Raw genomic sequence first — 24,943 nt, forward strand, 5'->3', positions numbered from 1 at the left:
ATGTGACCCGAGCGCGACCAATGCGGTGAAAAACGCAGTTGCCGCGCTCGCCGGTCGTCTTCTTTTGAAGGCGTGTGCTCGAATGTCGACGACCTGCCTATCGGGGTGCATGGCTGATGGCCTGGGCTGCGCCATTTCTTCCCATGTCCACTGCTGCTTGTACGCCGTGGTGATTGGAAAAGAGATGGTGGATATTTCCGCGGTTAAGATTTCCTGGTGCACGCGCACTGCGCCGGTGTCCCTGGTAGCACTTGCGATCGCGAGTGCTCCGCTGGCCTCTCAAGCCCAGGCCCTGGTTATGCCGCTGGGCGTGAACGCCCGGCATGCTCCTGGCACTCCGGGGGCCCCGCAGGCCCCGGTAACGGTGTTCGCCGAAGACTTCGAAAACGCGGGCGAGACTCCGATCTTCCTGGAGAACTACGTCGGCGCTCCACCGCTCGACGCGACATACACAGCCGACCCCCCCTGGCTCGACCACGGACAGTGCAATGGCATCATCCTCGATCAGACCGGTGCGGATCAGCCTGACTGCCCGGCGGTATTGAAGAACATGGCCAGTGCGCTGGGACAGGTAGGCGGAACGAATCCGCCGACCAACCACGTGGTCGCGGCCTACACCAACTGGGTGCCACCTGGCGCCGACCGGGTGGAGTTCCGGACCGAGCGGCCGATCCCGATCACGAAGCCGAACCGCTACATCACCTTCGCAGTGGATGTAGCCGCCGTGAATTGCGGCCAAGCCGTTCCTCCGCTGCTGAAGTTCTATCTGACCGGCAACGGGGCAGACATCCCGACCTTCACCACCCCCATCAATCCCTGCGTCGACCCCGACTCCAAGCCCTATCCCGGAGCAAACGGGTTGAAGGCCGGGGCGTTCGCCAGCAACAGGGCCGTACTGTTCAACGACAGCCAGTTGGGCATCAAGATGGTCAATGGGCAGGGCGAATGGTTCAGCAATGACCATGCATTCGACAACATCCGGATCCTGGATGCGACTCCGCAATTGGACAAGGCGTTCAGTCCTGCCACCGTGGACAAGGGTGGCACCTCGACGCTCACCATGACGGTGACGAACACCAGTGAACTGGCGGCGAAGAACGACTTCAGCTTCGCCGACAACCTGCCCGCCGGAGTGAAGGTGGCCGCGCACGCGAACGCGTCCACGACCTGCGGCAACGGCACGGTGTCCGCGACGGCGGGGGGCGCGTCCGTCGCTCTGAACGGCGGCGACCTGGCCGCCGGCGAGAAGTCCTGCACGGTCACGGTGAACGTCACAGCCGGCAAAGCGGGAACCTACGTGAACCGCCCCGAAGCGATCACCACGGTTGGCCTGAATCCCCCGGACCCCGCGACGCTGACCGTCAAGATGAAGGGAGCAACGGCGGTGGGCACCGCGACGGGCTCGGGCGGTCTGCTGTCCGGCAATGTGGTGCAGGTACCAGTGGACATGCCGGTCAACGCTTGCGGCAACTCCGTGAACGTCATCGGGCTGCTCAACCCGGCGACGGGCAACGTCTGCGTCAACGGCTAGCCGATCGTCCGGCTGACCTGACCAGTTGACACCAACGCCGCTGAACGAGGGCGGACAACGGCAACTCCGTCCGCAGTGGCAGACAGCCATCAGGACCCGTTCCGTGAGGTCGCCCCACACCGCGACCGAACTCCTCAAGCCTGGATGAGTGCGTGAGGGGGCTCGCGTTCCACGTCTCAGGACACGGCCTCGAGCCCTCAAGCTTTGCTCAATTCCCTGGTCCGGATTGGAGAACTCATGCGAACATCGCGTGGTCCGCTGCCATCCGACCAGGTGGCGGGCATGATTCAGGGGGAATCTCCATGCTTTTTTCGCCGAAGTCGCCGGCGTACCGCCATGACCACCGTGCACCGGCAGCCGTCGGTGCGGCGCCCGTTTCATCGATCCGGGCCTTGTCGTGCGAAGCGGTGCAACGTCCGGCCCTGCTGGGACACCTCTGTCAAGTCTGATCGAACCTCCCTGTGTTCCCAGGTGGTTCTCACCGGCGAGGCCGCTGCAGGACCCACGAGATATGGCCCAACTCTGCACCGTGGGGGCCAGTTTCGGCGAGCGCGGCGTAGGTGACAGGGAAGTTCCCAGGGCGGTAGCGCGGCTGAGCCGCCACCAGTACCACCTCGTGGCATCCAAGGGAATGGCGGCCGTAGTGCTGCACCGTGCCGTTGTGTGCAACTGACCACCTTACCCCTCACGTTACCGCCGGCTTTCCGCGGAACCGCTCGGGACAGTAAGCCAATTCTGGCCACCTGCGCGTTGGCGGAAGGTCGATTTCTCGTGCCCAGATTCCGTGAAACCCACAGGAGTGGAACGTTGTCGTATCGAAGACACCTGCCAGTCGTCGCCCTGCTGTGCGCGGCCGTGCTCGGCACCGCAGCCCCGAACACATGGGCCGTGTCACCGTCACCGCGTCCGTCCTCCGCCGCGGACCCTGCCACGCCGACCGCCACGGACAAACCTCGACCAGTCGCGTCGACGTCGGCGTCCGCACCTACGCGGAGCCCCTCTCCGGTCGTCTCTCCGCCCGCAGTCTCATCCCCGTCTGCGACCTCGTCCCCGTCTCCGGCGGCGGCGACTGCGGGCCATGAGGCTCAAGAGGCTGCCAAGTACTGGACCGCGCAGCGCATGGCCAACGCCCGGCCGCTGAACGCCCTACGGTCAGCACCCTCCGCCCACAAACATGCGATGCCGGCGGCGGGTAACGCCTCTCGGAACGGCACCCTGTTCGGCGGAACCCGCCTCGTAGGAACGTTCTTCGGCTCCAGCAGCCCAACCGGTACGAACTGGTCGTGCACGGGCAGCGTGATCGACACCCCGGCCAGGAACGTGATCCTCACCGCGGCGCACTGCGGACTCGGCTACAGCAACAACTACATCTTCGTTCCTGAATTCATCAAGGGCGCGGGACCCGACCAGCAGCCCTACGGCATCTTCCACATCCAGCACATCTTCATCGACCCCCGCTACATACCTGACAAGGGCCATTCGTCGACCAAGAAGCCCTGGTCCGATCTGGACACCGCGTTCGCACGCGTCTCGGCGAATCAGCGCGGCCGGCAGCTCCAGGACGCCGTGGGTGGAGGGCTGACCTTCACCCAGCCGACCGGCTACAACCACAAGGACATCACGGTCGTGGGCTATCCGGGCAAGGACCACAACGGGGCCGGACAGGCCATCAAGTGCACCGTACCGACGACGCAACTGCCTGGGTTCCGTCAGATGTCGATGACCTGTGGCGGCTACTACGGTGGCGTTTCCGGCAGCCCGTGGATCACCGACTACCAGGACGACGCACACACCGGCCATGTCATCGGCAACCTCGGTGGCTACAACGGCGGCGGCAACGACGCGAACGTCGACTACATCAGCTACGCCCCGGCGTTCGGTTCCGACGCCTCCAACCTCCTCGCCGACGCCATAGCCAACCGGGAGCCTCCGTCCAACCTGCCCCCGTACCAGGGCATCCAGGCGAAGCTCCCTGGAGGAGCGGCGCTGTGGCAGCACGCGAAGCTGCTGGCCTCGGGCGACTACACGGGCAACCGCCGCAGCGACATGATCGTGGTCTGGTCCGACGGCGAAGTCACCTTGTACCCCGGTGACGGCAAGGGCGGGTTCCTGCCGGAGAGACGGCTTCAGGCGCCCAACTCGACCTGGACACACGCGGAGACCGTCACGGGCGGAGACTTCACCGGTTCCGATCTTTCCGACCTCATGGTGCGCTGGTCCGACGGTGAGGTCACTCTCTACCCGGACGTCAGCGCTTCGGGCCTGAGCGGAGAAGTCCAGATGGCGCCCTCCGGCTCCCTGTGGAAGAACGCAATTCAGATGTCGGCCGGGCAGTTCCACAACGGAAAGTACGCCACGGACCTGATGGTGCGCTGGGTCGACGGCGAACTGACCCTCTACACCTATGTCGGTGCCGGCACCTTCGGGACCGAGAACCGCCTTCTGGCTCCGAACGACACCTGGAAGAACGCCACCTTGCTGACCAGCGGGAACTTCAGCGGCAAGGCAAACTGGGACGTTCTCGTCCGCTGGGTGGACGGCGAGCTCGACACCTACGTGGCCACCTCGACCGCGGGCCTCGGCACCGAGGCCCGCATGCGCGACCCCAACGACCTGTGGAAGCACGACCTGGTCATGACGGCGGGCAACTACACGCCCAATGGCTTCAGCGACGACCTGATCGTTCGTTGGTCCGACGGCGAGACCACCCTGTACGCCGATACTGCCTACACGTCTCTCGGTACCGAGAACACGCTGGTCTACCCGCCCAGTTAGTCGCTGTCGTGCGAGGCGGGTCTCGCGTACTGATGCGCAGAAATTTTCGGCCGCCGTCTGCGACCGCGGCGCCCAACCGTTCGTCAAACGGATAGACCATGCATTCAGGGGGAACGATGCGAGCGACCACACGTCTCACCGCCGGGTTGGGAGTGCTCATGGTGGGCTGGGCCGTAACGGCCTGTGGCCACCAAGCCGGACAGGACGGGACCGCCCCTCCCGCGAGTGGCGTGGCGAGTCCGTCCGTTCCGTCCGTCACCTCATCCGCCACCTCCTCCGAGGCGCCGAAACCCACCGCGTGCCGAACCGGTTCCTTGACGTGGACGCTGGTCCTGCTCCCCACGAAGAGCAGTAGTCGGCGCGACGCACTATTGACCGCGGTCAACAATGAGCCCAAGACATGCGTGTTCGCCGGTTACCCGGGTGTCAGCGTCCACAACGGGAAGGCGAACAGCATTGAGGGCGTCGGCCACGGGCACCCCAAGCCGGTCACTCTGCACAAGGGGGCTGGAGTGACGGTCGACCTTCAGTACACGCCCCGCGGTGCGAAAGACGCCGGCGACTATTGCGTCAAGGAGGGCGAAGCGCTGGTCTCGGCGCCGCACAACCCCGACCGTGAGCGCACGAACGTCCCCGTCATGGACACACATCATGCGGCGGCAGAGATCGACGCCTGCGGCGACTCCATCTCCCTATCACTACCGCATCACACGACGACACCCGCAACCACCACGAGATGAGTCCGTCCCCCGTGGTGGGACGGACTGTCAGGACCGTCCCACCGCGGGCCGCGGATCTGATGGCGTCGACCAGTCACTGGCGCGTGGTGTCCTTGAGGAGGTAGCCGACGGCACCGGCCTCGGCGGCGCGCTCGATCTCCACATCCCTGTTCGTAGGTGGTGAGGATCAGCACCCGGGTCCCTGTGAAGTCGCCGTCGCGTTCGGCCAGCCGCTGGCGGCGGGACCGCCGGACAGGGGTGCGGCCCGGACTCACCGCCTCGCGCTGAGGGTCGGCCCGGCGATGGACATGTCGCCGCTGAGCCGGGCGACCTGTGAAACGGTCACGTTCTCGAAGGTCATGGTGCGGGTGGGAACAGCGGGGTGGGAGAGCCACGGGGGCAGCGCGTCGGGGGTGACGGTGACGCTGCGGTCCGCCGGGAGCGGAGCGCCGCCCAGTCCGACGAGCGTGCCGGACAGCTTCTGGGTGTACAGGGTCACCACGTCCTTGCCCTTGACCGTGGACGTGGTCGCGGGCTTGGTCCGCAGACGCATCGCCGCGCGGCCACGGCCCGCCGTCAGGTCGAGGTCGCCGAAGTCCAGCGACCGCGCGGTGAACTTCAGCACCCGCTTGGACCCGGCCGCGGTCCGGACGGTGACCACGCCGTGGAAGGCACTGCCGTGGAGTACGAGTCTGCCGGCGCGCAGCACCCAGGGGACGTTCGCCGGACGGCCCGGCAGTCGGACGACCGGCGTGCCGGCCTCTGCTGGCGCCTTGGACGTGCGGATGCCGCCGGGGGCGAGCAGCGCCTTCGACGCCGCTGGTGTGGCGAGATGCAGGACCAAGGGCAGGCCGGCGACGGCCAGTGCGCAGGCGAGGGGCCGCAGCAGTCGACCGGCCAGGCGGCTCTTCACCGCACTGCTCGGACGGGACTCCGGCCCGCTTGCCGCGCAGCCGGGCAGGGCGTCACGTGCCACCGTGGTCCTCACCTGCGGGGATGGTCGTTGACGTGGGGTTCGCTGCGGGCTGCGACTCGGCGGCCGTCGGAGGAATCCAGGCACAGGCCAGGGATCCGCCGATCAGGCCGGAAGTCAACCCGATGAGGAGGCCCCCGAAATTGGCGACGGGAAACGAGACGAGGGCGAGCAGAATGACCGCGATCCCCGCGAACACGCGCGCCTGCTGGTGGAACCAGAGGGAGATGGCCAGGGCCACGAGGAGAACTCCGATGATCAGCGACCCCGCGCCGGCCGAGGTCGACAGTGCCAGGGGGATGGCGCCGAACTTCAGGTGCGCGTACGGAAAGTAGATGATGGGCAAGCCCGCTGCGAAGGTGAACAGGCCGGCCCAGAAGGGACGTTCGTCCCGCCAGGTCCTGAATTCTCGTCGGGTGGCGGTGGCGGCGACGCGCAAGTTCCGGCGCCTGCCGAATCGTTCGAAGAACACGTGGGCTTCCGTGATGTTCGGCGGGCGGGAGTACGCGGCGAGCGGGCGGGATGACGCTTCGGGTGGGGCCGAAGGATGCGTGTTTTGTGACGAGGGATCAGAAGCACTCGTGGTGGCCCTGTCTGAGCCGCACGTCGAGGTCCGGGACGTTGAACGTGGCGGCCGAGACCGCCACCGTGGTGAAGTGCACGTTGCTCAGGAAGGCCGAATCCGCCTGCTGGGCGAAGCCGTTGGGGTCGAAGAACCGGGAGTTCCTGTCCCCGCGACTGATCGGGCCCTTGCTGACCGCTCCCGCCGCCACACCGATGTCGATATCGTCGAAATTCGCCTGTGTGCTCGACAGGGATGTCGCGTCGAGGAACAAGTTCCTCGCCTCGACCCGCCTGCGGTCGCCTCCGGTGATCCTCAGCGTGTACGGGCCCAGCACCGGGATCGAAACCACCACGGACTGGCACAGCCCGCTGATCTCCGCGCGGCTGGCCCCGGTGACCACGACCGGCACCAGGGTGCCCTTCCTGGTCACGTCCACCATGCCGTAGATGCTCAGACCACGGACGTCCAGAGTGTCCAGGGCCACCTGGAACTTCTGGCCGGAGATGAGGAACGACGCGGCCAGTGCTCCTTGGGCCATACCCACGCCGAGGGCAGCGGCGGCCATGACGCTCGGGGCGAGAACGGCGGCGAAACGCTTCCAGGAGGTCCTGCCTGCGCGGTGCAGCATCCCGTCTCCTTCCGGTCATGACGTGGGCTCGCCGATGCCAGACAGAGGTGGGCGACACCCCTCTCTCTAGTGGCGGATCCTAGGCTTCCCGGCACGTCAACCGACGGCACGCCAGGTCGGCCGGATGGATGAATCTGTTTCCGTTGCGGCATAGGGATGACACGCGACGCGGTGAGGCCGTCGGTGTCTCCGATCCGCCGACCGTCGCCGAGGCTCGGACCTGCGTCTTTGGGCAAGGGCTCATCACCCGGTTGATCGCGCTCGGGGGCGGCGTCGCGCTGCTGCCGTCGGGTTCATCCGACCGTCGGACGCCCACGACCCCGAACTGCCGTCGGTCGCGGTGGTCGACGGGCCGCATCGCATCGAGTATCTGGCGTGGAGCCGTTTCAACCCGGCCATGGCGACCGGGTCGGGACCCGAGAAGGGCCGGCTCGGCAGGGGTTTCCTCCCGGGCCGGCCCGTTGTGTGGGTTCGGTCAGCGGAACCGTGTGGGTTCGGTCAGCAGAACGCGGGCGGGATGCTCTGCTCGTACTGGAAGACGTTGCGGGGGTCGTACTTCGCCTTGATCTTGCGCAGCCGGTCGAAGTTGCGTCCCCAGTAGGCGGTCTCCCAGTCCTGCATTCCGATGTTCGGCACGTTGACGTAGGCGCCGTTCACGTACGGCCGCAGTGCCTGGCTGAACTCGGCGATCCAGGCCTGGGCCTGCGGGGTGAGAGGGTCGCAGACACCTGGCTGTCCTGTACGAGTCCCCCAGCCGGCGCCGGGTTCGGAGTAGAAAAGCGCGTCGCGATGCGGGAACGCCGTGCCGCCGCGGGGGCTCTTCCTGACCGCCCCGCCGAAGGCCTGGGTGAAGAAGTTGCTGTCGTCCGTGGGGGCGTCCTGCATGAATGAGGCGATCAGGCTGATCGCTTTTTCCGGGAACGGCTTTCTGGTGAACTGCGAAAAGAACTTCCAGTTCGCGGGCTCGTCCCCGGTCGGAATCTGGAATCCCGCGTACACGTCGCCCCAGTTACCCACCTGCACCGAGACATGGGGGTTGCCGACCGACAGAATCGGGGCCAGCAACTCGTTCGCCTCTTCCGGCGATCCTTCGGCGAGGACCGCGAAGAGCAGGATCTGGTTTCTGTGGATCTCGACCTGGGTTCCGAGGCGGTTGTCGGAGGTCGGCGCCGTACGCTGCCATGCGTCGAAGACCCCGTGCAGGTCCCCGATTCCCGCCCACGTGGCCTGCACATAAGTGACGCTCTTCAGCGGAGCCGCTTTGTAGGTGAGCGACGTGACGATCCCGAAGTTGCCGTTCCCCGCCCCGCGCAGCGCCCAGAGCAGGTCCGAGTTGTTGTTCAAGTCCGCCTTGACCACCTTGGCGCACTCGGTACCCGACGCGACGACGACCTCAGCCCCCACCAGGCTGTCGCAGGCCATGCCGAGGTAGCGGGTGAGGAAACCGAAACCGCCGCCGAGCGTCGCACCGGACAGACCCACGGTGCCCTCCGTCCCGGTCGTCACCGCGAGGTCCTTCTTCGCGAGCGTGGTCACGGCCTCCAACTGGCTGAGCCCGGCGCCGACCGTCGCGATACGAGAGGCGGTGTCGATGTGGACCGACTTCAACTCGCTGATGTCGATCACGATGCCGTTGTCCACGTTGGACCAGCCCTCGAGGCTGTGGCGGCCGCTGCGCACCCGCAGCGCGACGTCGTGCTGCCGCGCCCACGTCAGGGCGTTGACCACGTCCTGGGTGTTCTGGGCGAAGACGATGACCAGCGGATAGTGAGTGAAGAGCTCGTCCCAGCCCAGGCTCGCACTCGCGTACCCGGGGTCGTCGGGACGGACGATGCGGCCGGTCAGCTTCGCCGGCTTGCATTTCGCACCCTCGGCCCCTTCGGTCGCGGCGCTCGCGCCCGGGGCTTCCGCGGCCGCGACACCCGGGAGAACCACCGCGCCGGCGCCGGCCGCCGCCGTCGCCTTGAGCAGGCCGCGACGAGAATAGTCGTGCATGGTCAGTTTCCTCTCGACCGGGCTGCGCCGGTATTCGACCAAGGCAATGGGAACCGCAGATTACAAGGGTGACCGTGGCCGTTTTGTCCGACACGCTAAATAGAGGAAGATGGGCGGCATACCGGAGGAGGATATGTGCGAGCGGGCATTGATCAGCCTGCCGTCGATTTCGAGTATTTCGATCCTCTCAGCCCGAATCAATCGACTTGATTTCCGCATATGAACAGACGGACGGCCCGGGTGTGAAACCCGGGCCGTCTCAGGGGCAACTCTCAGGGGCAACGCTCAGGGCGAAGTCAGCCGCGGTGGCTCGCTCGGGCGAGGGCGGGCACGAAGCGGAGGGCGTCGACGGTGCCCACGCCGGTGGCCATGTCGTAGCCGTTGACGGCCTTGTAGCCGGTGACGCCTTCGTAGCTGTTGTTCGTGCCGTCGTTCACGTCGACGATGCCGGCGCTCTTGTCGTGGTGGGCGGAACGCTTGGACAGGGCGTACAGCGCCTCGTTGATGTTGCCCACCCGGTGGCCGGCCGCCTGGTCGGCGAGGGCGACGATGCCCGAGAAGAGCGGGCTGGCCTCACTGGTGCCGCCGGTGACGTCCCAGCCGGTGGCGGTCGGGTCGAAGCTGGAGTAGATCCAGGCACCGCCGTTGACCGCGGCGGCCAGCGACACGTCCGGGGTGCCGCGGCGGGCGCCGACGACGTTCTTCACGCCGTTCTGGAAGGCCGGACGGGAGAAGACGTGGGACTGGCCGCCGCCGCCCGAACCGTAGTCGTTGTAGACGCTGTCGGGCTTGACGCGCTGGCCCTTGTCGTTCAGGTGGAGTTGGGTGCCGCCGATGGAGGTGACCAGCGGGTCCGAGGACGGCCAGGAGTTGACGCGCTTGTTGTAGTAGGTCTTGCCGTCCTCCTTCAGGTCGGTGGCGCCGCCGTCACCGGAGGAGGCGAGGACGGTCACGTGCTTGCGGTTCGCGTCCTCGAAGGCGTAGCGCAGCTTCTTGATGCTGGAGAAGTCGCCCTTGTCGAAACCGGGGAAGGTGTCCTCGGTGGCGCCGAAGCTCTGGCTGATGACGTCGCCGACGCCGTGGTCGATCAGGTGCTTCTCGGCGTCCATCATCTCCGGCAGACCGGTGGTGCCCTCGGTCTCCGCGACCGCCGTCTCCACCAGGACGATCTTGGCGTCCGGCGCCACGGCGTGGGCCATCTCGACGTCCAGGGTGGTCTCGCCCGCCCAGCCGGTCATGTCGGCGTTCTTGGGATCGAAGACGGGAACCTTGCCCCACTTGACCACGTTGACCTTGGTGCTGCGCAGGCCGAACTGCTTGCTGTAGACGTCGAGATCGTGCTGGACGGTCGGGGAGCCGTACGAGTCGACGATGACGATCGTGCGCCCCTTGCCCGTGATGCCCTTCCGGTACAGCGCGTTGAGGTCGTACGCGGTGCGGTACTGGAGCGGGTTGTAACAGGCGATGTGCCACTTGGCCTGGCACTGCTCGCTGGAGAGCGGGCTGGCCACGTCGCGGACGAGGGTGTGCCCGGCGATGGCCGGGACGGCCGTGGTGTGCGGTACGGCGGCAGGCGCGGCGGTGGTGACGCCGGCCAGCGGAGCGGTCGCCAGCGCGGCGACAGCGAGGGCGGCGGTGGCGGCCGTGGAGGCCGCGACGCCGCGCCCGGTACGGGATATGTGCATGAATCCCCCTGGGTGGTCCTGAGTTGCACGGAGTGGTCTCCGTGCATCTCATCGAGTGAGACATGCACAGGACAAGACCATTGAACTGTCGATGCCGAACCCTTTACCCAAACAGCACCTGCGGCGCGAACGGCCCGCTTGGCCAGCACGTTCACGGCACGCGGACTGGCTGGGCAGGCAACCGGGCGACGATCGCCCGGGGCTCCGTCGTACCAACGCCCGTCAAGAGCGCGGCGTCGGCGGCTGCAGGTCGAACGCGGCGGTGTTCAGCGAGCGCCGCATGGCCCGCGCGACGGGCCGTTCGACGAAGCGGTGCACGAGGTACGACAGGACGATCAAAGCGGTCACCGTGGCCACGACCAGCGCCGAGGGGTCGATCCGGCGGCCGTAGTGGTGGGCGACGCTCATTCCGATCGTGTCGTGCAACAGGTACAGCGGGAAGGTCATCGCACCCGCGACGGTCAGCCCGCGCCAGCGGATCCGACGGGTCCCGCCGAGCGCGATGGCACCCATCACGAGGAAGAACAGCGTGGTCACGAGGATCAGCCAGCCGCGCCACGGCGCCCACGTGGCCCAGTTGACGCGACCGCCGTGCGGCGCCAGCAGGAAGTGCAGCGCCAGCAGCCACGACATGGCGACGATCCCCCACAGCAGCGGCGTCGGCCGGTAGCGGTGCATGAGGTAGAAGGCCATGCCCGCGATGAAGTACGGGGCGGACGTCGGGTTCACGATCAGCGTGAGCAGCGGAATGTCGGCGCTGGGCGCCAGCACCGCGGCGACCGTCCACAACCCGCAGAAGATCACCACCCGTTGGTGGGTGAGGCCTTTCCACACCACGACCGCGAACGTGAGGTAGAAGCAGAGTTCCGGCCAGAGCGTCCAGTAGACCGGGTCCAGGTTGGACACACCGAGCGGGGTCTGCAACATCGTGAAGTTCGCGAAGAGCACCCGCGGGTTGGGGTGCCCAAAGGGGGTGTCGGCGAAGTAGATGACGCACGCCGACACCACGATCGCGATCCAGTACATCGGGTACAGACGGGTGACGCGTGAGATGAAGAAGTCACGCGGGGTGCGCCCCCACGCGCTCATGCAGATGACGAAGCCGCTGATCAGGAAGAACAGGTCGACGCCGAGCCGTCCGAAGGCGAAGTAGGCGTGCGCCTCCGGGAAGGTGCTCTGGTACGGACGGCCCCAGACGAACGCCATCGCCCCGGGGGTCTGGCCGACGAAGTGGAAGAGGACCACCGACAGCGCCGCCAGGAATCGCAGCCCGTCCAACGCGGCGAGCCGGTCCCCGCGGGCGCCCCGCCTGACCGCGATCACCCGTGGCGCGGGGGCCGCCTGCGGCAACGGCGCTTCCTCCGCGACCACTCCCTCGAGCCCCTGTCTCGTGGCCACGCCGGCCAGTCCCCTGCGATCGTCCGCCTGGGTCATGCGTCCCCCGTTCCAGGGTCGTCCTTCTCTTTCGGACAGGCCGCGGAAGCCCCCGATCACATGCCCGACGGTCAAATGACAAGGTTGCCGGATTTGTGCCCTCCAGGCGGGGATGACGGCGCCGCCGAGGCCCACGGATGGCGCGTACCCACTGCCCATCGTGCGATTCGGCCTGTTGGTGTGAGCCAGGTCGCACACGGCGGGAGGCCGGGGCGGTGACGTGCGGAATCTCGCTGCGGCTCGTCAGGCGCGGCGCCCGTGTACACCGCGAACGAGGGCGGGGCTGCGCGGGTCCGGGAGTGAAACGACGGACGGTGGGTTCTGGAGCAGGCCTTCTACAGCAGGCCCAGGTCGCCGAGTTCCTTGTGGAGGTCGGCGCGTGGGTTGTCGGGGCGGGGCTGGAGGGCCGCCCGGGTGGTCGGGCCGGTGCCCCCGCCGGCGTGGGTGTCCTTGGCGGGCCGGGGACGCCGGTCCCGGAAGAACCAGGCCCCGACCAGGCCGCCGATCAGGCCACCGAGGTGTCCCAGCCAGCTCACCCCCGGCGTCCCGGGCACCGCCACGGTGAGCATGTAGGCGAAGGAGGCCGCCATGACGACACCGATCAGCGTGTCGATCAGATGCCGGTCGAAGAGCCCGCGCACCACGACATAGCCGAAGTACCCGAAGATCAGGCCGCTGGCGCCGACCGTGTCCACGTTGCCCTGTTCGAGGAACCAGACCGTGACGCCGCTGGTCACCACGATGAGCAGGCTCAGCCCGAGGAAGCGGACCACCCCCCGGTAGGCGGCGAGGAATCCGAAGACGAACAGCGGTCCCGAGTTGCTCTCGATGTGTGCCCAGTTCCAGTGCAGGAAGGGTGCGGTGAGGATGTTGGGCAGCGTGCCGATGTCGCCGGACACCACTCCGTAGTCCCGCGAGAGTGCGTAGTGGTCGGCGAAGTTCGCGAGCTGCGCCAGCCAGACCAGCGCCAGGAACCCGAACATCACGAAGAACGCCTTCCGCGCCTCCGCGAGGATCTCCTCGGGACCCCTCGGCCCCGTACCGACCCGATCCCGTTCCGCCCCGGCCATGGCACGCTCCCCTCCCCGGCGGATCCGCATCCGCTCCACGCCCGCACCCCCAGAATGCCAGCAGCCACCGGGGCCCGGATCCCCACTGCCGGGGCCAGATTGTTGACGATTTTGTGTACCCATCCTACGGTCGGTAACCATCTCCCAGGAGAGCGGAGAGCTCGAGGAAGCCCGAGTCGCTCCAGGAGCTCGAGACCGAAGGAGTACGTACGTGTCCCCAGCTACCGGCAGTGCCAAGGGCAGCGGCGCCGCGGCCAAGGAGCAGGCCCTCGTCGCGCTGCGCAGGGCCATCCTCGCCGGTGACATGGTGCCAGGACAGCGACTGGTCGAGGCCGAGTTGGCCGAGCAGTTCGACGTCACACGGGCCAGCGTGCGGGCCGCGCTGGTCGATCTCGCCGCCGACGGCCTGGTGGAGCGGATCCGCAACCGCGGGGCCCGGGTCCGCACCGTGTCCGTGAGCGAGGCGGTGGAGATCTACGAGTGCCGCATGGTGCTCGAGGGGCTGTGCGCGGCCAAGGCCGCCGAACGGGTCACCGATGCGCAGATCACACAACTCCTCGCACTCGGCGAGCAGTTGCACGCCGCCGTCCAGGCCGCCGAGCCCCTGAAGTACTCCGAGCTCAACCGCCAACTGCACGAGTTCGTCCGGGACATCTCCGGCCAGGACACCGCCGCCGAACTCCTCACCCGCCTGAACGCCCAGATCGTCCGCCACCAGTTCCGGCTGGCCCTGCAGTCCGGGCGCCCCCAGGTCTCCCTGGGCGAACACCTCGCCCTCGTCGAGGCCATCGCCGCGCGTGATCCGCAGCGCGCCGAGGCGGCCGCCCGTGCTCATGTGGCCAGCGTCATCGAGGCCCTGCGCGCCGCCGAGGGGTCCGGGACGGGCAGGGCCTGACCTCCGGGGGGCGGTCAGGCTCTCGCCCCAGGGGCGACAGAGAGTCGGGCCGGCGTTCCTCACGCCCGCCCGACCACCCCGCGAACGGGTCAGTTCTGGTACGTCTTGTTGCGGCCGGGGCCACCGGACAGGAAGTCCTTGCCGGCGCCTCCGAGCAGGACGTCGTTGCCGCTGTCGCCGTACAGCTTGTCGTCGCCCGCGCCGCCGTACAGGGTGTCGTCGCCACGGCCGCCCTGGAGCAGGTCGCGGCCCGCGTTGCCGTACAGGGTGTCGTTGCCGTCGTCGCCGAACAGCGAGTTGTCGCCGCGGCGTGTGCCGCGGGGGCGGCGAGGGTGACGGCCACGGCGGCGGTGGCGAGCGCCAGCGCCCTCGGCAGAGCGGTGATGCGGCGACTGAACATGGTGGGTTCTCCTCCACGGGGGAGTTGTGGCTCCGGTCGTGCAACTTTTCGACGTTCAGAGGGAGTTCACCTCTGGTTGCTTCTGTTGTGGTGTGGACACTTCCGGGCGTTGGCGGGAGGCCGAGATCAGCAGCGTCGCGGCGACCGAGGTGATCGCCATCACCGTCATCGCCGTTCCGGGCGAGGTGAGTTGGGCGACCGATCCCGCGAGCGCCGCGCTCACTCCCTGCATCGTGAGCATGCCCGAGGAGTGCAGCCCCAGGGCGTGTCCGCTCAGCTCGTCCGGGGTCAGGGCCATCAGGCGTTCCTGCTGGATCAGACTCGCCCCGAAGCCGACCGAGGCGAGGGCGACCGCGCCCGCCGCCACCGCCGCTCCCGGCCGCAGCGCGAACAGCAGATAGGGCGTCGCCAGGAGCAGCAGGAACGGGATGCCCAGGCGACCGCGGACCGCGGGCGGGATGAAACGGCCCGTCGTCACGTCGCCCACGAACATGCCGAACGCCGCGAAGGCGAAGAGCAGACCCGCCCGGTCCGGGGCGTACGACACGTACAGGGACTCGCAGCCGACGATCAGACCGTTCGGGATCCACAGGAGCAGGTACGTCGTCCGGCGCGGGCGCGAGGACCACAGCAGCGTGTTGGTACGCCAGGTCTGCGCGATCGAGGGGCGGCCGGTGGCCCTCGGCGCCCGGCGGGTCATGCCGAATCGGGTGATCAGGGCCGCCGCGAGATACAGGACCGCCGCGCCCGCCAGCGTGATCCTCGGCGAGAGCACCGCCACCAGGACGCCGCCCGTCGCGTAACCCGTGATCTGCGTGAGGCCGTTCGCCATGTTGAAGACCGAACGGCCCAGCAGGTAGCCGTCCTTGGACAGGATCTCGTTCAGCAGACCCCAGCGGACACCGCCGCCGAGGGACGAGACCAGACCGAGGACGGAGATCAGGAGGAACAGCCCCCACACCGGAAGGCCCGGCGTCGCCGTCACCGCCGTACCGACGGCGAAGGACAGGGCGATGCCCGTCATCGTGGCGCGCGGCGCCAGCCGGTCCGCCGCCGACAGCAGGGTGGTCGCGCCGACCACCTGGGCGAGCTGCGGCCCGAACATGCTCACGGCTGACAGCAGCGGCGAGTCCGTCGCCCTGTACACGAGCGTCCCGAGGGCCAGGCCGGCGATCGTCGAGGCCGCCGAGTTGAGCGCGGAGGACAGGAAGAGAGGGGTGAACTCCCGGGTGCGGAAAAGGTCGGAGTAGCTGCGCATGCGCGGAGTCTCGGGTGGCGCCCGGCGTGGTCGTTATTGTTTCGCGGAGAAGCGAAACCACGCGGGGCCATGGCCGGCGGGAGAGAAGCGGCGGGAGGTACGGATGGGCTGGTGGCAGATCAACGCCGACACCCTCGCCCGCACCCGTTTCGTGCTCTCCCCGCTGGCCGAGACCTTCGCCGCCGTCAAGCTGTTGCACGCGGGGACCGCCGCGCACCCCGGGGAGCGGGCCTGGCTCGACGCCCACCTGCCCGCGTACGAAAGGCGGCTGTCCGATGACCCCGTCACCGCGCTGCTCATACGGTCCGGGCTCGGGCGGAACTGGATCGCCGACTTCCTGACACCGACGCCGCGCGGCGAGGCCGACTTCGAGGAGGAGGTCGCCCGGGTGCGGGAGGCGTCGGCCACGGAGGCGCGGGCCCATCTCACCGTCTCCCTCGCAGGGCCGCTGCCCGCCGCCCTGCACCGCGACGACCTCCCGGAGCGCGCCGCGGACCTGCTCACCCACGTCTGGACCGAGGCCGTACGCCCCTACTGGGACCGGCGGCGGCGCGTCCTGGAGGCCGATGTCGTCGCCCGGACCGCGCGGTTGAGCCAGGGCGGCTGGGCGGCGGCCCTCGACGCGCTGCGGCCGGGCACGCGCTGGCTCGGCGACAACCGGCTGCAGGTCAATCTCCACGAGTACCCGCCGCGCGAGATCTCCGGCGCCGAGTTGGTGTTCGTACCGATCACACCGCAGCGGCACGGCTGGGTGTCATGGGAGGAGCCGGACCGGTACGCCGTCGTCTACCCCTGCTCGGGCGTGCTCGCCGACACCGGTCCCGAGGCCGTGCCGGAGAGCCTGGGCGCGCTGCTCGGGCCTGCCCGCGCCGGGGTCCTCGTCCTCCTCGACTCCCCCATGAGCACGACCCAGTTGGTGGCCCTGACCGGGCAGGGTCTCGGCTCGGTCGGCCGCCATCTGAAGGTGCTGCTGGACGCCCGGCTGGTACGGAGGGGGCGGGCCGGGCGGTCGGTGCTGTACTCCCGTACGCCCGCCGGAGAGGTACTGGTGAAGGCCCAGCGGGAGTAGGCAGGGAGGGGCGGGCGACCCGGGTCACCGGTGTCCCGGACTACCCGTGCCGCTGGATGCGCGGGGCGCCGGTCACCGACATCATCAGCGAGTACAAGGACGTGGACGCCGTGATGAAGAGGCGGTTGTTCTTGGGGCCGCCGAAGGTGAGGTTGGAGACCCTCTCGGGGATCAGGAGCCGGCCGATGAGGGTGCCGTCGGGGTCGTAGCAGTGCACCCCGTCGTCCAGAGCGGCCGCCCACAGCCTGCCGTCGTCGTCGAAGCGGATGTTGTCGAAGTGGACACCATTCTTTGCTTCCGCGAACGTTCTTCCGTCCGTGAGGGTGCCGTCGTCGCGGACATCGAAGACGCGGATGCGGGCGGCGCGGGAGTCGGAGACGTACAGCTGCCGTTCGTCGGGCGAGAAGACGACGCCGTTCGGCCCGTCGAAGCCGTCCGCGGCGACCCGTACCTCGCCGGTACCCGGCTCGAGGCGGTAGACGTGACACGCGCCGATCTCCGACTCGGCCCGGTGGCCCTCGTAGTCGCTCAGGATCCCGAAGTCCGGGTCGGAGAACCAGACCGAACCGTCCGACCGTACGACCGCGTCGTTCGGGCTGTTGAGCCGCCTGCCGTCGTAGCGGTCGGCGAGGACGGTGACCGATCCGTCGTGCTCCGTCCGGGTCACCCGGCGGTTGCCCTGCTCGCAGCTGATCAGACGGCCCTCGCGGTCCAGGGTGTTGCCGTTGCTGTTGCCCGCGGGGGTGCGCAGGACGCCGACCGTGCCGGTGGGCTCGTCCCAGCGCAGGATGCGGTCGTTGGGGATGTCGCTCCAGATCAGCTGGCGCCAGGCGGGCACGTACAGCGGGCCCTCGGCCCAGCGGGAGCCGGCGTGGAGGACCTCCAGCCTGCCGTCGCCGTTCGTGCAGCGGCCCGTGACGAAGCGGTCGTCGAGTACCTCGTAGATGCCCTTGATCGTGTTCGCTGTGGTCACGCTCGCGACCTTACCGACCGGACGGGGACGTGGCCGGGCGGACGCAGGGCGGAAGACGGGCGGCGGCCGGGGCGACATCAAGCGGAGTTAGCATCCGTTCATGACTACTGACAGTTCAAGCAGTTCCGCGCTCGACGTCCAGATCGACTCCCTCCAGGGCGGCACCGCGGACCTCGGGCAGTACCGCGGCAAGACCGTGCTCATCGTGAACGTGGCCTCCAAGTGCGGGCTGACCCCGCAGTACGCGGGGCTGGAGCGGCTGCACGAGCGGTACGCGGGGCAGGGCTTCACCGTGCTCGGTGTGCCCTGCAACCAGTTCATGGGGCAGGAGCCCGGCACCTCCGAGGAGATCGCCGAGTTCTGCTCCGCGACCTACGGCGTCACCTTCCCGATGACCGAGAAGGTCGAAGTCAACGGGGACGCGCGGCACGAGCTCTACCAGCGTCTTGTGAACACCGCCGACGGCGAGGGCCACACCGGTGACATCCGCTGGAACTTCGAGAAGTTCCTGATCGGGCCGGGTGGAGACGTGGTGGCGCGGTTCTCGCCGCAGACCGAGCCGGAGTCGGCGGAGGTCGTGGCGGCGGTGGAGAAGGCGCTCGCGTAACTCCGGGTTCCGCTCCGGAGAGCCGTGGGTTGACCTTGCCCCTGGGGCAGGGACCAGCGTCCTGTGTCACCGGGCGGAAGGCGCCCGGTGACGGAGGATGGGCTCGTGCGACAGGAACTGCTCACGATCGGCGCGTTCGCCGCCCGCGCGCGGCTCTCGCCGAAGGCGCTTCGGCTGTACGACCGGCTCGGACTGCTCGCTCCGGCCCATGTCGACGAGGTCAGCGGATACCGCTACTACCACGCCGACCAGGTCGAGCGCGCCCGGCTGGTCGCGCTGCTGCGGCAGCTCGACATGCCGCTCGCGCGGATCGCCGAGGTGGTGGAGGTCGGGGCGGCGCAGGGCGCCGTGCTCCTCGCCACGTACTGGGCGGATGCCGAGGCCCGGTTCGCTTCACAGCGGACGCTCGCCGAGTACCTCCGTGGACGGCTGTCCGGGAGGAGTACCGAGATGTACGGGAAGTTCGTGGTCGAGACGGTGGACGTGCCGGAGCGGGTGGTGCTGACGGAGAAGCGGCACACGCTGGCGGATGAGCTGCCGGTCTGGATTCCGGCCTCGCTGGCACGGCTGGAGGACGGGGCGCGGGAGTGCGGGGGGACGACCGGCTCGCCCTTCGTCGTCTATTACGCCGAGGTCAGCATGGAGAGTGACGGGCCCGCCGAGTCGTGCGTGCCGGTCGCCGACGAGGAGGCCGCGCGGGCGTGGGCCGAGAAGCGGGGGCGGGCGTCGGGGATCGGGGTGCGGGTGGAGCCGGCGCGGCGGCTCGCGTACGCGCGGATCACCAAGGCGCAGGTGGCTCATCCACAGATCATCGCCGCGTTCGAGGCGGTCGAGACGTGGATCGGGGAGCGGGGGCTGTCGTACGACGGTCCCTGCCGGGAGGTGTACTTCGCGGACTGGGATGCGGCGGGGCCGGAGGACGCGGTGTGTGACGTGGCGTTTCCGGTGAGGTGAGGTGAGCCGGGGCGGCGGGACCGGGAACTTTCCTCGCCTCCGCCGCCCCTACCCGTCCCATCCCCGACCTGGGGGCTCGGCCCCCAGCCCCCCCCGTCGGCCTGAACGGCCTCGTCCTCAAACGCCGGACGGGCTGACGGTGCGGGCCGGGGTGGGTGGGTCATCGACCTCGCCCTGGACCACCGAACGAGCCCGGACTTTCAGGGGCGCGGAGGGGTGAGCCGGTCGGCAGGTCCGTCAGGTCAGCGGAGTTCCTCGGGGCACGGGGTTCCCCGGGGGAGTTGGTACGGGGCCGCCAGGCGGTAGGTGCCGGGGGCGGGGGCAAGGAGCTCGGTCCACTTGTCGCCGGAAGCGTTCTCCGCGGTCTCCATGAGGCAGCCGTTGAGGTTGTCGTACGTCTTCGGCGTACCCTCCGCACGGTGCTTGGACTTCTGCGTCTCCTGCGGAGCCTTCACGCTCTTGCCCTTGGCGTCGACGAGCCCGAGCCACGGAGAGTACGGAACGCGGATGAGAACGCGGCCCGCCTTCTTCACCTCGATGGTCAGTTCGCCCTGCTCCGCCCGGTCGACGACGGCCGGCGGATCGGCCAGCGGCGTGGGATCCGTGACCGAGAAGAGCTGCCAGTTCGCGTCGCCCCATATCTGGCGGAGGTAGGGCATGCCGCGCTGGACCAGCCGGCGCTCGCGTTCGCCGCCGTCCCCGTCCGGTTCGCCCTTGGGCAGCACCACGTAGTGGACGGCCCAGCGCTGCAGCCACTCGTGGTAGTTCGCGGAGTTGAGGGTGTCGTCGTAGAAGAGCGGGTTGCGCTCCATGTCGGCCTGACGGTTCCAGCCGCGGGCGAGGTTCACGTACGGCGCGAGCGCGGACGCCTCGCGGTGGGAGCGGGCGGGGACCACCTCCACGCGGCCCTTCTCGGCACCGACGACCTGGAGCTGGTTCACCAGCGGAGCGAGCTCGCGGGCCCAGGACGCCGCCGGTGTCGTATGGATGATGTCGTCGACCGACTTGAAGCCGATCCACCCGACGAATCCGGTGAAGGCGAGGACGGTCACGTACCACTTGCGTGACTTCGGCACGGTGAAGGGGAGCGCGGCGAGCAGCACGACGCCCTCGAGCAGCATCGCGAGGCGGGTGATGTTCGAGCCGATCTGCGAGCTGATCAGCCACACGAGGAGCACGGCGAGTCCGTACACCGCCGCCGTGATCCGGACCGTCTTCCACTCCTTGGGAACGAGCGCGAAGACCAGCCCGGCGGAGATCAGCGGCAGCGAGGCCGAGCCGAAGGACATCGGCTGGGTGCCGGAGAAGGGGAACAGCCAGGCCGAGAGCGCGACGACGACGGTCGGCGCGATACCGAGCGCGTACGCGCCGGGGCGGCGCTTCTGGAGGAAGAGGGCGACCGCGACCAGGCCCACGAACAGTCCGGCCACCGGCGAGGCGGCCGTCGCCAGTGCGGCGAGCGGCGCCGCGCACAGGGCCTTCGCCCAGCGCTTGTAGCGCCAGCGGTACGGCCAGCAGAACACCACGGCCGCCGCGGCGAGCCCGAAGACCATGCCGAGGCCGTACGTCACCCGCCCCGACACCGCGTTGCAGATGAGCGCGAAGACACCCGCGAAGGCCGGCGCCAGCGGCTGCCGTATCGCACGGCTGCGGATGAGAATCATCGTCAGCAGGCCCGCCGAAATCGTCCCGGCGATCATCATCGTCGTACGGACGCCGAGGACCGACATCAGATACGGCGACACCACGCTGTACGACACCGGGTGCATACCGCCGTACCAGGCGAGGTTGTACGCCGAGTCCGGGTGCCGTCCGACGAACTCCGCCCAGGCGTCCTGCGCCGCGAGGTCTCCGCCACTGTTCGCGAAGGTGAAGAACCAGACGACGTGCAGGAGGCCCGCCACGACGGTGACGAAGGCGACGGGGTGGCGCAGGGCGAAGGCCTTGAGGCGGGTACGTGGGCCCTGCGTCCCGGACTCCGGTGTCTTGGACTCCGACGTCTCGGACTCCGGTGTCTTGGACTCCGGTGTCACGGGCTCCCGCGGCTCGTCGTCCGTGAGGCCGTCGTCAGCGGGGTCGTCGGTGGCGTGCGCGGGCAGCCGTATTCGCGAGCCCGGTCCGCGATCCGGCTCAGGACCTGGTCCAGGGCCAGGATCGGCGTCGTCGGCGTGTGTCGGCTCCGCTGTCGCCACTGCAAGGCTCCCGTGTCCCGTTTTCTCGTGTTCGGCCCGGGACCCGCGGCCCGCGACCTGCCCCGATCTCGCGACGCTAGCACGCACCCCGCCAGGGAGCTCCCGGGTGGGGCGCCCCGACGGGGTGCGGTGCGTTCGTGCCGCGCCCAGGGCGGGCTCACGGCGCGTTCACACGGAGTTCGGGGCGCTTCCGGCGTACGGGGGATACGCCCCTGCCGGAAGCGTGCCCCACTCGTACGCCCGTACCCGCACCCGTACGCCCGCACCCTCCCGCGTACGTCCGCTCAGCTCACTGCGTACGGCCGCTCAGCTCACGCGGGTCAGCTTGGCGCCGAAGCCCGGCTCGGCGAGGTCCTTCTGGAGCTCGACGGGAACCTGCACGGCACTGCTGCTGCCGCCGTCGCCCACGGTGAGCGAGCCCACCTTGGTGCCGGCCTTCGCGGAGTGCGGCAGCTCCGAGGAGACGAAGGACAGCTTGACCTTGAGTCCCGCCCAGCCGACCGCCGTGACGTCCTTGGTGATCACGACCGGCGTACGACCGCCGAGCCCGTCGTCGACGTAACCGACGACATCGCCCTTCTTCAGGATCGTCGCGGACTTCAGCGAGGCCTGCGCGGCGCGGATCAGCTTGTCGCCCGCGGCCAGGGCGCCGCCGAGGATGGTGTTGTCGCTGCCGCCGGGGCCCTGGCTGATCACCGCGCCGACGATGGTCCGCACCTCGCCGCCGATCTCCTTGGTCGCCGCGAAGACGAGGTTGCCGCCGGCCGCGGTGGTGGTGCCCGTCTTGATGCCGATGACGTTGTTGGAGCCGACGAGGTGGTTCCAGTTGCTGTGCCTGGTGCCCTTGTAGTCGGTGTACTCCATCATCCGGGCGACCTCGCGGAAGGAAGCGTCCTTCATCGCGGCCTTGGCCAGCTTCACCTGGTCCGCGGCCGTACTCACGGTCGTCTTCGTCAGGCCGGACGGGTCGGTGTACGTCGTGTTCGTCATCCCGAGGTCCTTGGCGGCGGCGTTCATCTTGGCGACGAAGGCCGTCTCGGAACCGGCGTCCCAGCGGGCCAGCAGCCGGGCCACGTTGTTCGCCGACGCGATCAGGACGCCTTCCAGGGCCTCCTTCTGTGTGATGGTGTCGCCCGCGTGCACGTTGACCGTCGACTCGTCGCCGGCGTCCGACTGGTCCTGGGCCTTCTGGTCCACCTTGATCTTCGCGCCGTCGCCGGACTTGATCGGGTGGTCGCGCAGGATCAGGTACGCCGTCATCACCTTGGCGACGCTCGCGATCGGCGCCGCCTTCTGCGCGCCGGACGTGCCGAACGAACCGATGCCCTGGACGTCGAGTGCGCCCTGCCCGGAGGACGGCCACGGGATGGAGGCGTCGCCGCCGCCGAAGGTGTAGCTGGACTCGGCGGTGAGGTCGAGCGTGGGGGTCGGCAGCGGCCGGAGCGACTGTGCGACCGCAAAGATGACCGCGAGCAGCAGGACCAGCGGCGTCCAGATCTTCACCCGCCGCGCGAGCGTCCGCACCGGGGTCTGCGGGGGCGGCGGCGTGTTCGTCAGCTCGGCCAGCAGGTCCAGCGGCGGCTTCGGCGGCAGCGGCTGCTGCGTGGTGCGTTCGGGGCCGACCTGCGGGAGGGCGGCGGTGGCGTCGGCGGGGGCCACTCTGGTGGGCGAGGAGGAGGCGGAGGGAACGGGCGGGGTCGCGGTGGTCTTCGGCTTCACCCTCGACACGGGTTCGTCGAGGGGCTTGAGGGCCACGAATTTGCTGGTGCGCTCGGACGGGGACTCGGGCTTCGGCCGGTCCGCCTTGGACGGGTCGGCCTTGGGCTGCTCGGCCTTGGGCTGCTCGGCCGTCGGCTGCTCGGCCTTCGGCTGGTCCGCGGGCTTGTCGGTGGCCGGCTCGGCACCGCCCAGCTTGAGCATGGTGGTGGGCTGGTCCACCGCCGGGCGCTTCGGCGCCTTGAAGATGGCGGTGGGCTGGTCGACGGGCGGCTCGGGCGCGTCGTCGGTGTCCGGGGCGTCCTTCGAGGACGGCGAGTCGTCGGCGGATGCCGAACCGTCGGCGGGCGGCGTGTCCTTGGAGTCCTTCTGCGCCGCCGCGTCCTGGGAGTCCTCGGAGTCCTTGGCGTCCTTGGCGTCCTTGGCGTCCTCGACGTCCGAGGAGGCCTCGGGGCTCACGGAATCCTCGAGACCTTCGGAGGTCTCGGAGGTCTTCTCCGAGGGCTCCTTCGAGGGCTCAGACGTCTCGGAGGCGTCCTCCGGAGAGCTCTTCGCCTCAGCCGGCTTCGCGTCCTCGGTCTCGGACTCGGTCTCGGTCTCGGACGCCGTCTCGGACTCGGTCTCGGACTCGGACGCCGTCTCGGACTCGGCGTCCGACGTGGACTCGGCGTCCGACGTGGACTCGGCGTCCGACGTGGACTTCGCGTCCGTCTTCGGCTCGGCGTCGGCATCGGTGTCGGCGTCATCCGCCGCCGTGGCCTCGTCCTCAACTTCACCCTCGGACGCGGCCTTGGCGTCAGAGTCCGCGTCGGAAGGGGAACCGGAGTCGGAGTCGGCATCAGCGGCGGCATCGATGTCGGCACCGGCGTCGGCGTCGGACCCGGAAGCCGACTCCCCGTCAGCCTCGCCCGCAACCCCAGCCGCAGCCTCGACCTCGGCCCCAGCCTCGGTCTCAGCCCCAACCTCGGTCTCAGCCTCGGCCCCGGCTCCGGCCTCCGCCGCCGTACCGGCCCTCTCCGCGCCCTTGGAGGCCTTGTCGGGGTCCTCCGGGCCCTTGGAGGCTTCCGGAACCTCAGACTCCCCCTCAGGGGCCTCCTCGTCCGCCCCTGCGACCCAGGCGGCCACGGCCTCGCGCAGTCGCGCGTCCTCCACGGGGCCCTTCCCCCCGGACCCGGCGGAACCTTCCGCCAACGCCCGCGTCGAGAACACCGCCGTCGCCTGATCCACCCGTACGGTGGCGGCCCGTTCGCGGGCCACCGCCAGACGGGGATCGGCCGACGCCGCCGCCGCGGCGGCCCGACTCGGGCCCGGAACCGCGGCCGGGGTCCCCGGCGTCGCTTCTGCCGACGATGCCGACGCCTCGTGCTGCTTCGACCTGTCGGGGGACTCGCCCGCCACCGATGCCTCCTCCGTGCGCCACCCACCGGGCGCCCAACGAACCGTGAACCCTTGTCCCGCCGCCCGGACATCGCTGTCCGAACCATGTACCAGTGTCCTGTGTGCG

At 69.1% G+C, this 24,943-nt stretch carries 19 protein-coding genes and 2 pseudogenes; 8 read left to right on the top strand and 13 right to left on the bottom strand.

Features of this window, described 5'->3' with window-relative positions:
- The first annotated feature begins 109 nt into the window (after positions 1–109).
- The 4 genes from AAFF41_RS51630 to AAFF41_RS21920 all read left to right on the top strand — a co-directional run bounded on the left by AAFF41_RS51630 (position 110) and on the right by AAFF41_RS21920 (position 5,046).
- Positions 110–1,531 (top strand): DUF7933 domain-containing protein, encoded by a 1,422-nt coding sequence (locus AAFF41_RS51630; protein ID WP_425526141.1) that lies wholly within the window; start codon positions 110–112, stop codon positions 1,529–1,531.
- Between the two features lie 881 nt (positions 1,532–2,412).
- Positions 2,413–2,613, top strand: coding sequence for a hypothetical protein (locus AAFF41_RS21910; RefSeq protein WP_319748858.1), 201 nt, complete (start codon positions 2,413–2,415; stop codon positions 2,611–2,613).
- A 97-nt stretch (positions 2,614–2,710) separates the two neighbouring features.
- On the top strand, positions 2,711–4,306 hold the full coding sequence (locus tag AAFF41_RS21915; RefSeq protein WP_343324490.1) for a trypsin-like serine peptidase: 1,596 nt from the start codon (positions 2,711–2,713) through the stop codon (positions 4,304–4,306).
- 158 nt (positions 4,307–4,464) lie between these two features.
- Positions 4,465–5,046, top strand: coding sequence for a DUF4232 domain-containing protein (locus AAFF41_RS21920; protein ID WP_343326329.1), 582 nt, complete (start codon positions 4,465–4,467; stop codon positions 5,044–5,046).
- A 76-nt stretch (positions 5,047–5,122) separates the two neighbouring features.
- On the opposite strand, the pseudogene AAFF41_RS21925 reads toward AAFF41_RS21920, so the two are convergent.
- The 8 genes and pseudogenes from AAFF41_RS21925 to AAFF41_RS21965 form a co-directional block, all read right to left on the bottom strand.
- A pseudogene (locus tag AAFF41_RS21925) lies at positions 5,123–5,225 on the bottom strand (DNA-binding response regulator); the annotation flags it as partial.
- 71 nt (positions 5,226–5,296) lie between these two features.
- The gene (locus AAFF41_RS21930; RefSeq protein ID WP_343324491.1) at positions 5,297–6,001 is read right to left on the bottom strand and encodes a hypothetical protein; all 705 of its coding nucleotides are present in this window, start codon (positions 5,999–6,001) and stop codon (positions 5,297–5,299) included.
- Entirely contained in the window at positions 5,991–6,437 is a 447-nt protein-coding gene (locus AAFF41_RS21935; RefSeq protein WP_319748854.1) for a DUF6114 domain-containing protein, read from the bottom strand. The genes AAFF41_RS21930 and AAFF41_RS21935 overlap by 11 nt, the downstream gene beginning before the upstream one ends.
- A gap of 130 nt (positions 6,438–6,567) precedes the next feature.
- A complete protein-coding gene (locus AAFF41_RS21940) occupies positions 6,568–7,191 on the bottom strand; it encodes a DUF6230 family protein (RefSeq protein WP_319748853.1) in 624 nt (207 codons plus the stop codon).
- Positions 7,192–7,689: 498 nt separating this feature from the next.
- The gene (locus tag AAFF41_RS21950) at positions 7,690–9,186 is read right to left on the bottom strand and encodes an FAD-binding oxidoreductase (RefSeq protein WP_319748852.1); all 1,497 of its coding nucleotides are present in this window, start codon (positions 9,184–9,186) and stop codon (positions 7,690–7,692) included.
- A 296-nt stretch (positions 9,187–9,482) separates the two neighbouring features.
- The gene (locus AAFF41_RS21955; protein WP_319748851.1) at positions 9,483–10,871 is read right to left on the bottom strand and encodes a S53 family peptidase; all 1,389 of its coding nucleotides are present in this window, start codon (positions 10,869–10,871) and stop codon (positions 9,483–9,485) included.
- A gap of 222 nt (positions 10,872–11,093) precedes the next feature.
- A complete protein-coding gene (locus tag AAFF41_RS21960; protein WP_343324492.1) occupies positions 11,094–12,305 on the bottom strand; it encodes an acyltransferase family protein in 1,212 nt (403 codons plus the stop codon).
- 335 nt (positions 12,306–12,640) lie between these two features.
- Entirely contained in the window at positions 12,641–13,375 is a 735-nt protein-coding gene (locus tag AAFF41_RS21965) for a rhomboid family intramembrane serine protease (protein ID WP_319748849.1), read from the bottom strand.
- A 211-nt stretch (positions 13,376–13,586) separates the two neighbouring features.
- Between AAFF41_RS21965 and AAFF41_RS21970 the strand changes: the two genes are divergently transcribed.
- Entirely contained in the window at positions 13,587–14,270 is a 684-nt protein-coding gene (locus AAFF41_RS21970; protein ID WP_343324493.1) for a GntR family transcriptional regulator, read from the top strand.
- 89 nt (positions 14,271–14,359) lie between these two features.
- Here AAFF41_RS21970 and AAFF41_RS21975 read toward each other — a convergent pair.
- Together AAFF41_RS21975 and AAFF41_RS21980 are read right to left on the bottom strand one after the other, a co-directional pair.
- Positions 14,360–14,569, bottom strand: a pseudogene (locus AAFF41_RS21975) (calcium-binding protein); the annotation flags it as partial.
- A gap of 156 nt (positions 14,570–14,725) precedes the next feature.
- Positions 14,726–15,928, bottom strand: a complete 1,203-nt coding sequence (locus AAFF41_RS21980) for an MFS transporter (RefSeq protein ID WP_343324494.1) — start codon at positions 15,926–15,928, stop codon at positions 14,726–14,728.
- Positions 15,929–16,031: 103 nt separating this feature from the next.
- Here AAFF41_RS21980 and AAFF41_RS21985 point away from each other — a divergent pair, with 103 nt between their 5' ends.
- Positions 16,032–16,997, top strand: coding sequence for an ArsR/SmtB family transcription factor (locus tag AAFF41_RS21985; protein WP_319748846.1), 966 nt, complete (start codon positions 16,032–16,034; stop codon positions 16,995–16,997).
- A gap of 40 nt (positions 16,998–17,037) precedes the next feature.
- Here AAFF41_RS21985 and AAFF41_RS21990 read toward each other — a convergent pair whose 3' ends face one another.
- Positions 17,038–17,970, bottom strand: a complete 933-nt coding sequence (locus AAFF41_RS21990; RefSeq protein ID WP_319748845.1) for an SMP-30/gluconolactonase/LRE family protein — start codon at positions 17,968–17,970, stop codon at positions 17,038–17,040.
- Between the two features lie 100 nt (positions 17,971–18,070).
- Here AAFF41_RS21990 and AAFF41_RS21995 point away from each other — a divergent pair, with 100 nt between their 5' ends.
- Together AAFF41_RS21995 and AAFF41_RS22000 are read left to right on the top strand one after the other, a co-directional pair.
- A complete protein-coding gene (locus tag AAFF41_RS21995) occupies positions 18,071–18,577 on the top strand; it encodes a glutathione peroxidase (protein ID WP_319748844.1) in 507 nt (168 codons plus the stop codon).
- 105 nt (positions 18,578–18,682) lie between these two features.
- A complete protein-coding gene (locus tag AAFF41_RS22000) occupies positions 18,683–19,531 on the top strand; it encodes a MerR family transcriptional regulator (protein WP_415925885.1) in 849 nt (282 codons plus the stop codon).
- Between the two features lie 242 nt (positions 19,532–19,773).
- On the opposite strand, the gene AAFF41_RS22005 is transcribed toward AAFF41_RS22000, so the two are convergent.
- On the bottom strand, positions 19,774–21,723 hold the full coding sequence (locus tag AAFF41_RS22005; RefSeq protein ID WP_343324495.1) for an MFS transporter: 1,950 nt from the start codon (positions 21,721–21,723) through the stop codon (positions 19,774–19,776).
- Positions 21,724–22,029: 306 nt separating this feature from the next.
- Positions 22,030–24,837: a D-alanyl-D-alanine carboxypeptidase gene (locus tag AAFF41_RS22010; protein ID WP_343324496.1), complete on the bottom strand. Its 2,808-nt coding sequence runs from the start codon at positions 24,835–24,837 to the stop codon at positions 22,030–22,032.
- Positions 24,838–24,943 lie beyond the last annotated feature (106 nt).

The organism is Streptomyces mirabilis, assembly GCF_039503195.1.
Lineage (GTDB): Bacteria > Actinomycetota > Actinomycetes > Streptomycetales > Streptomycetaceae > Streptomyces > Streptomyces mirabilis_D.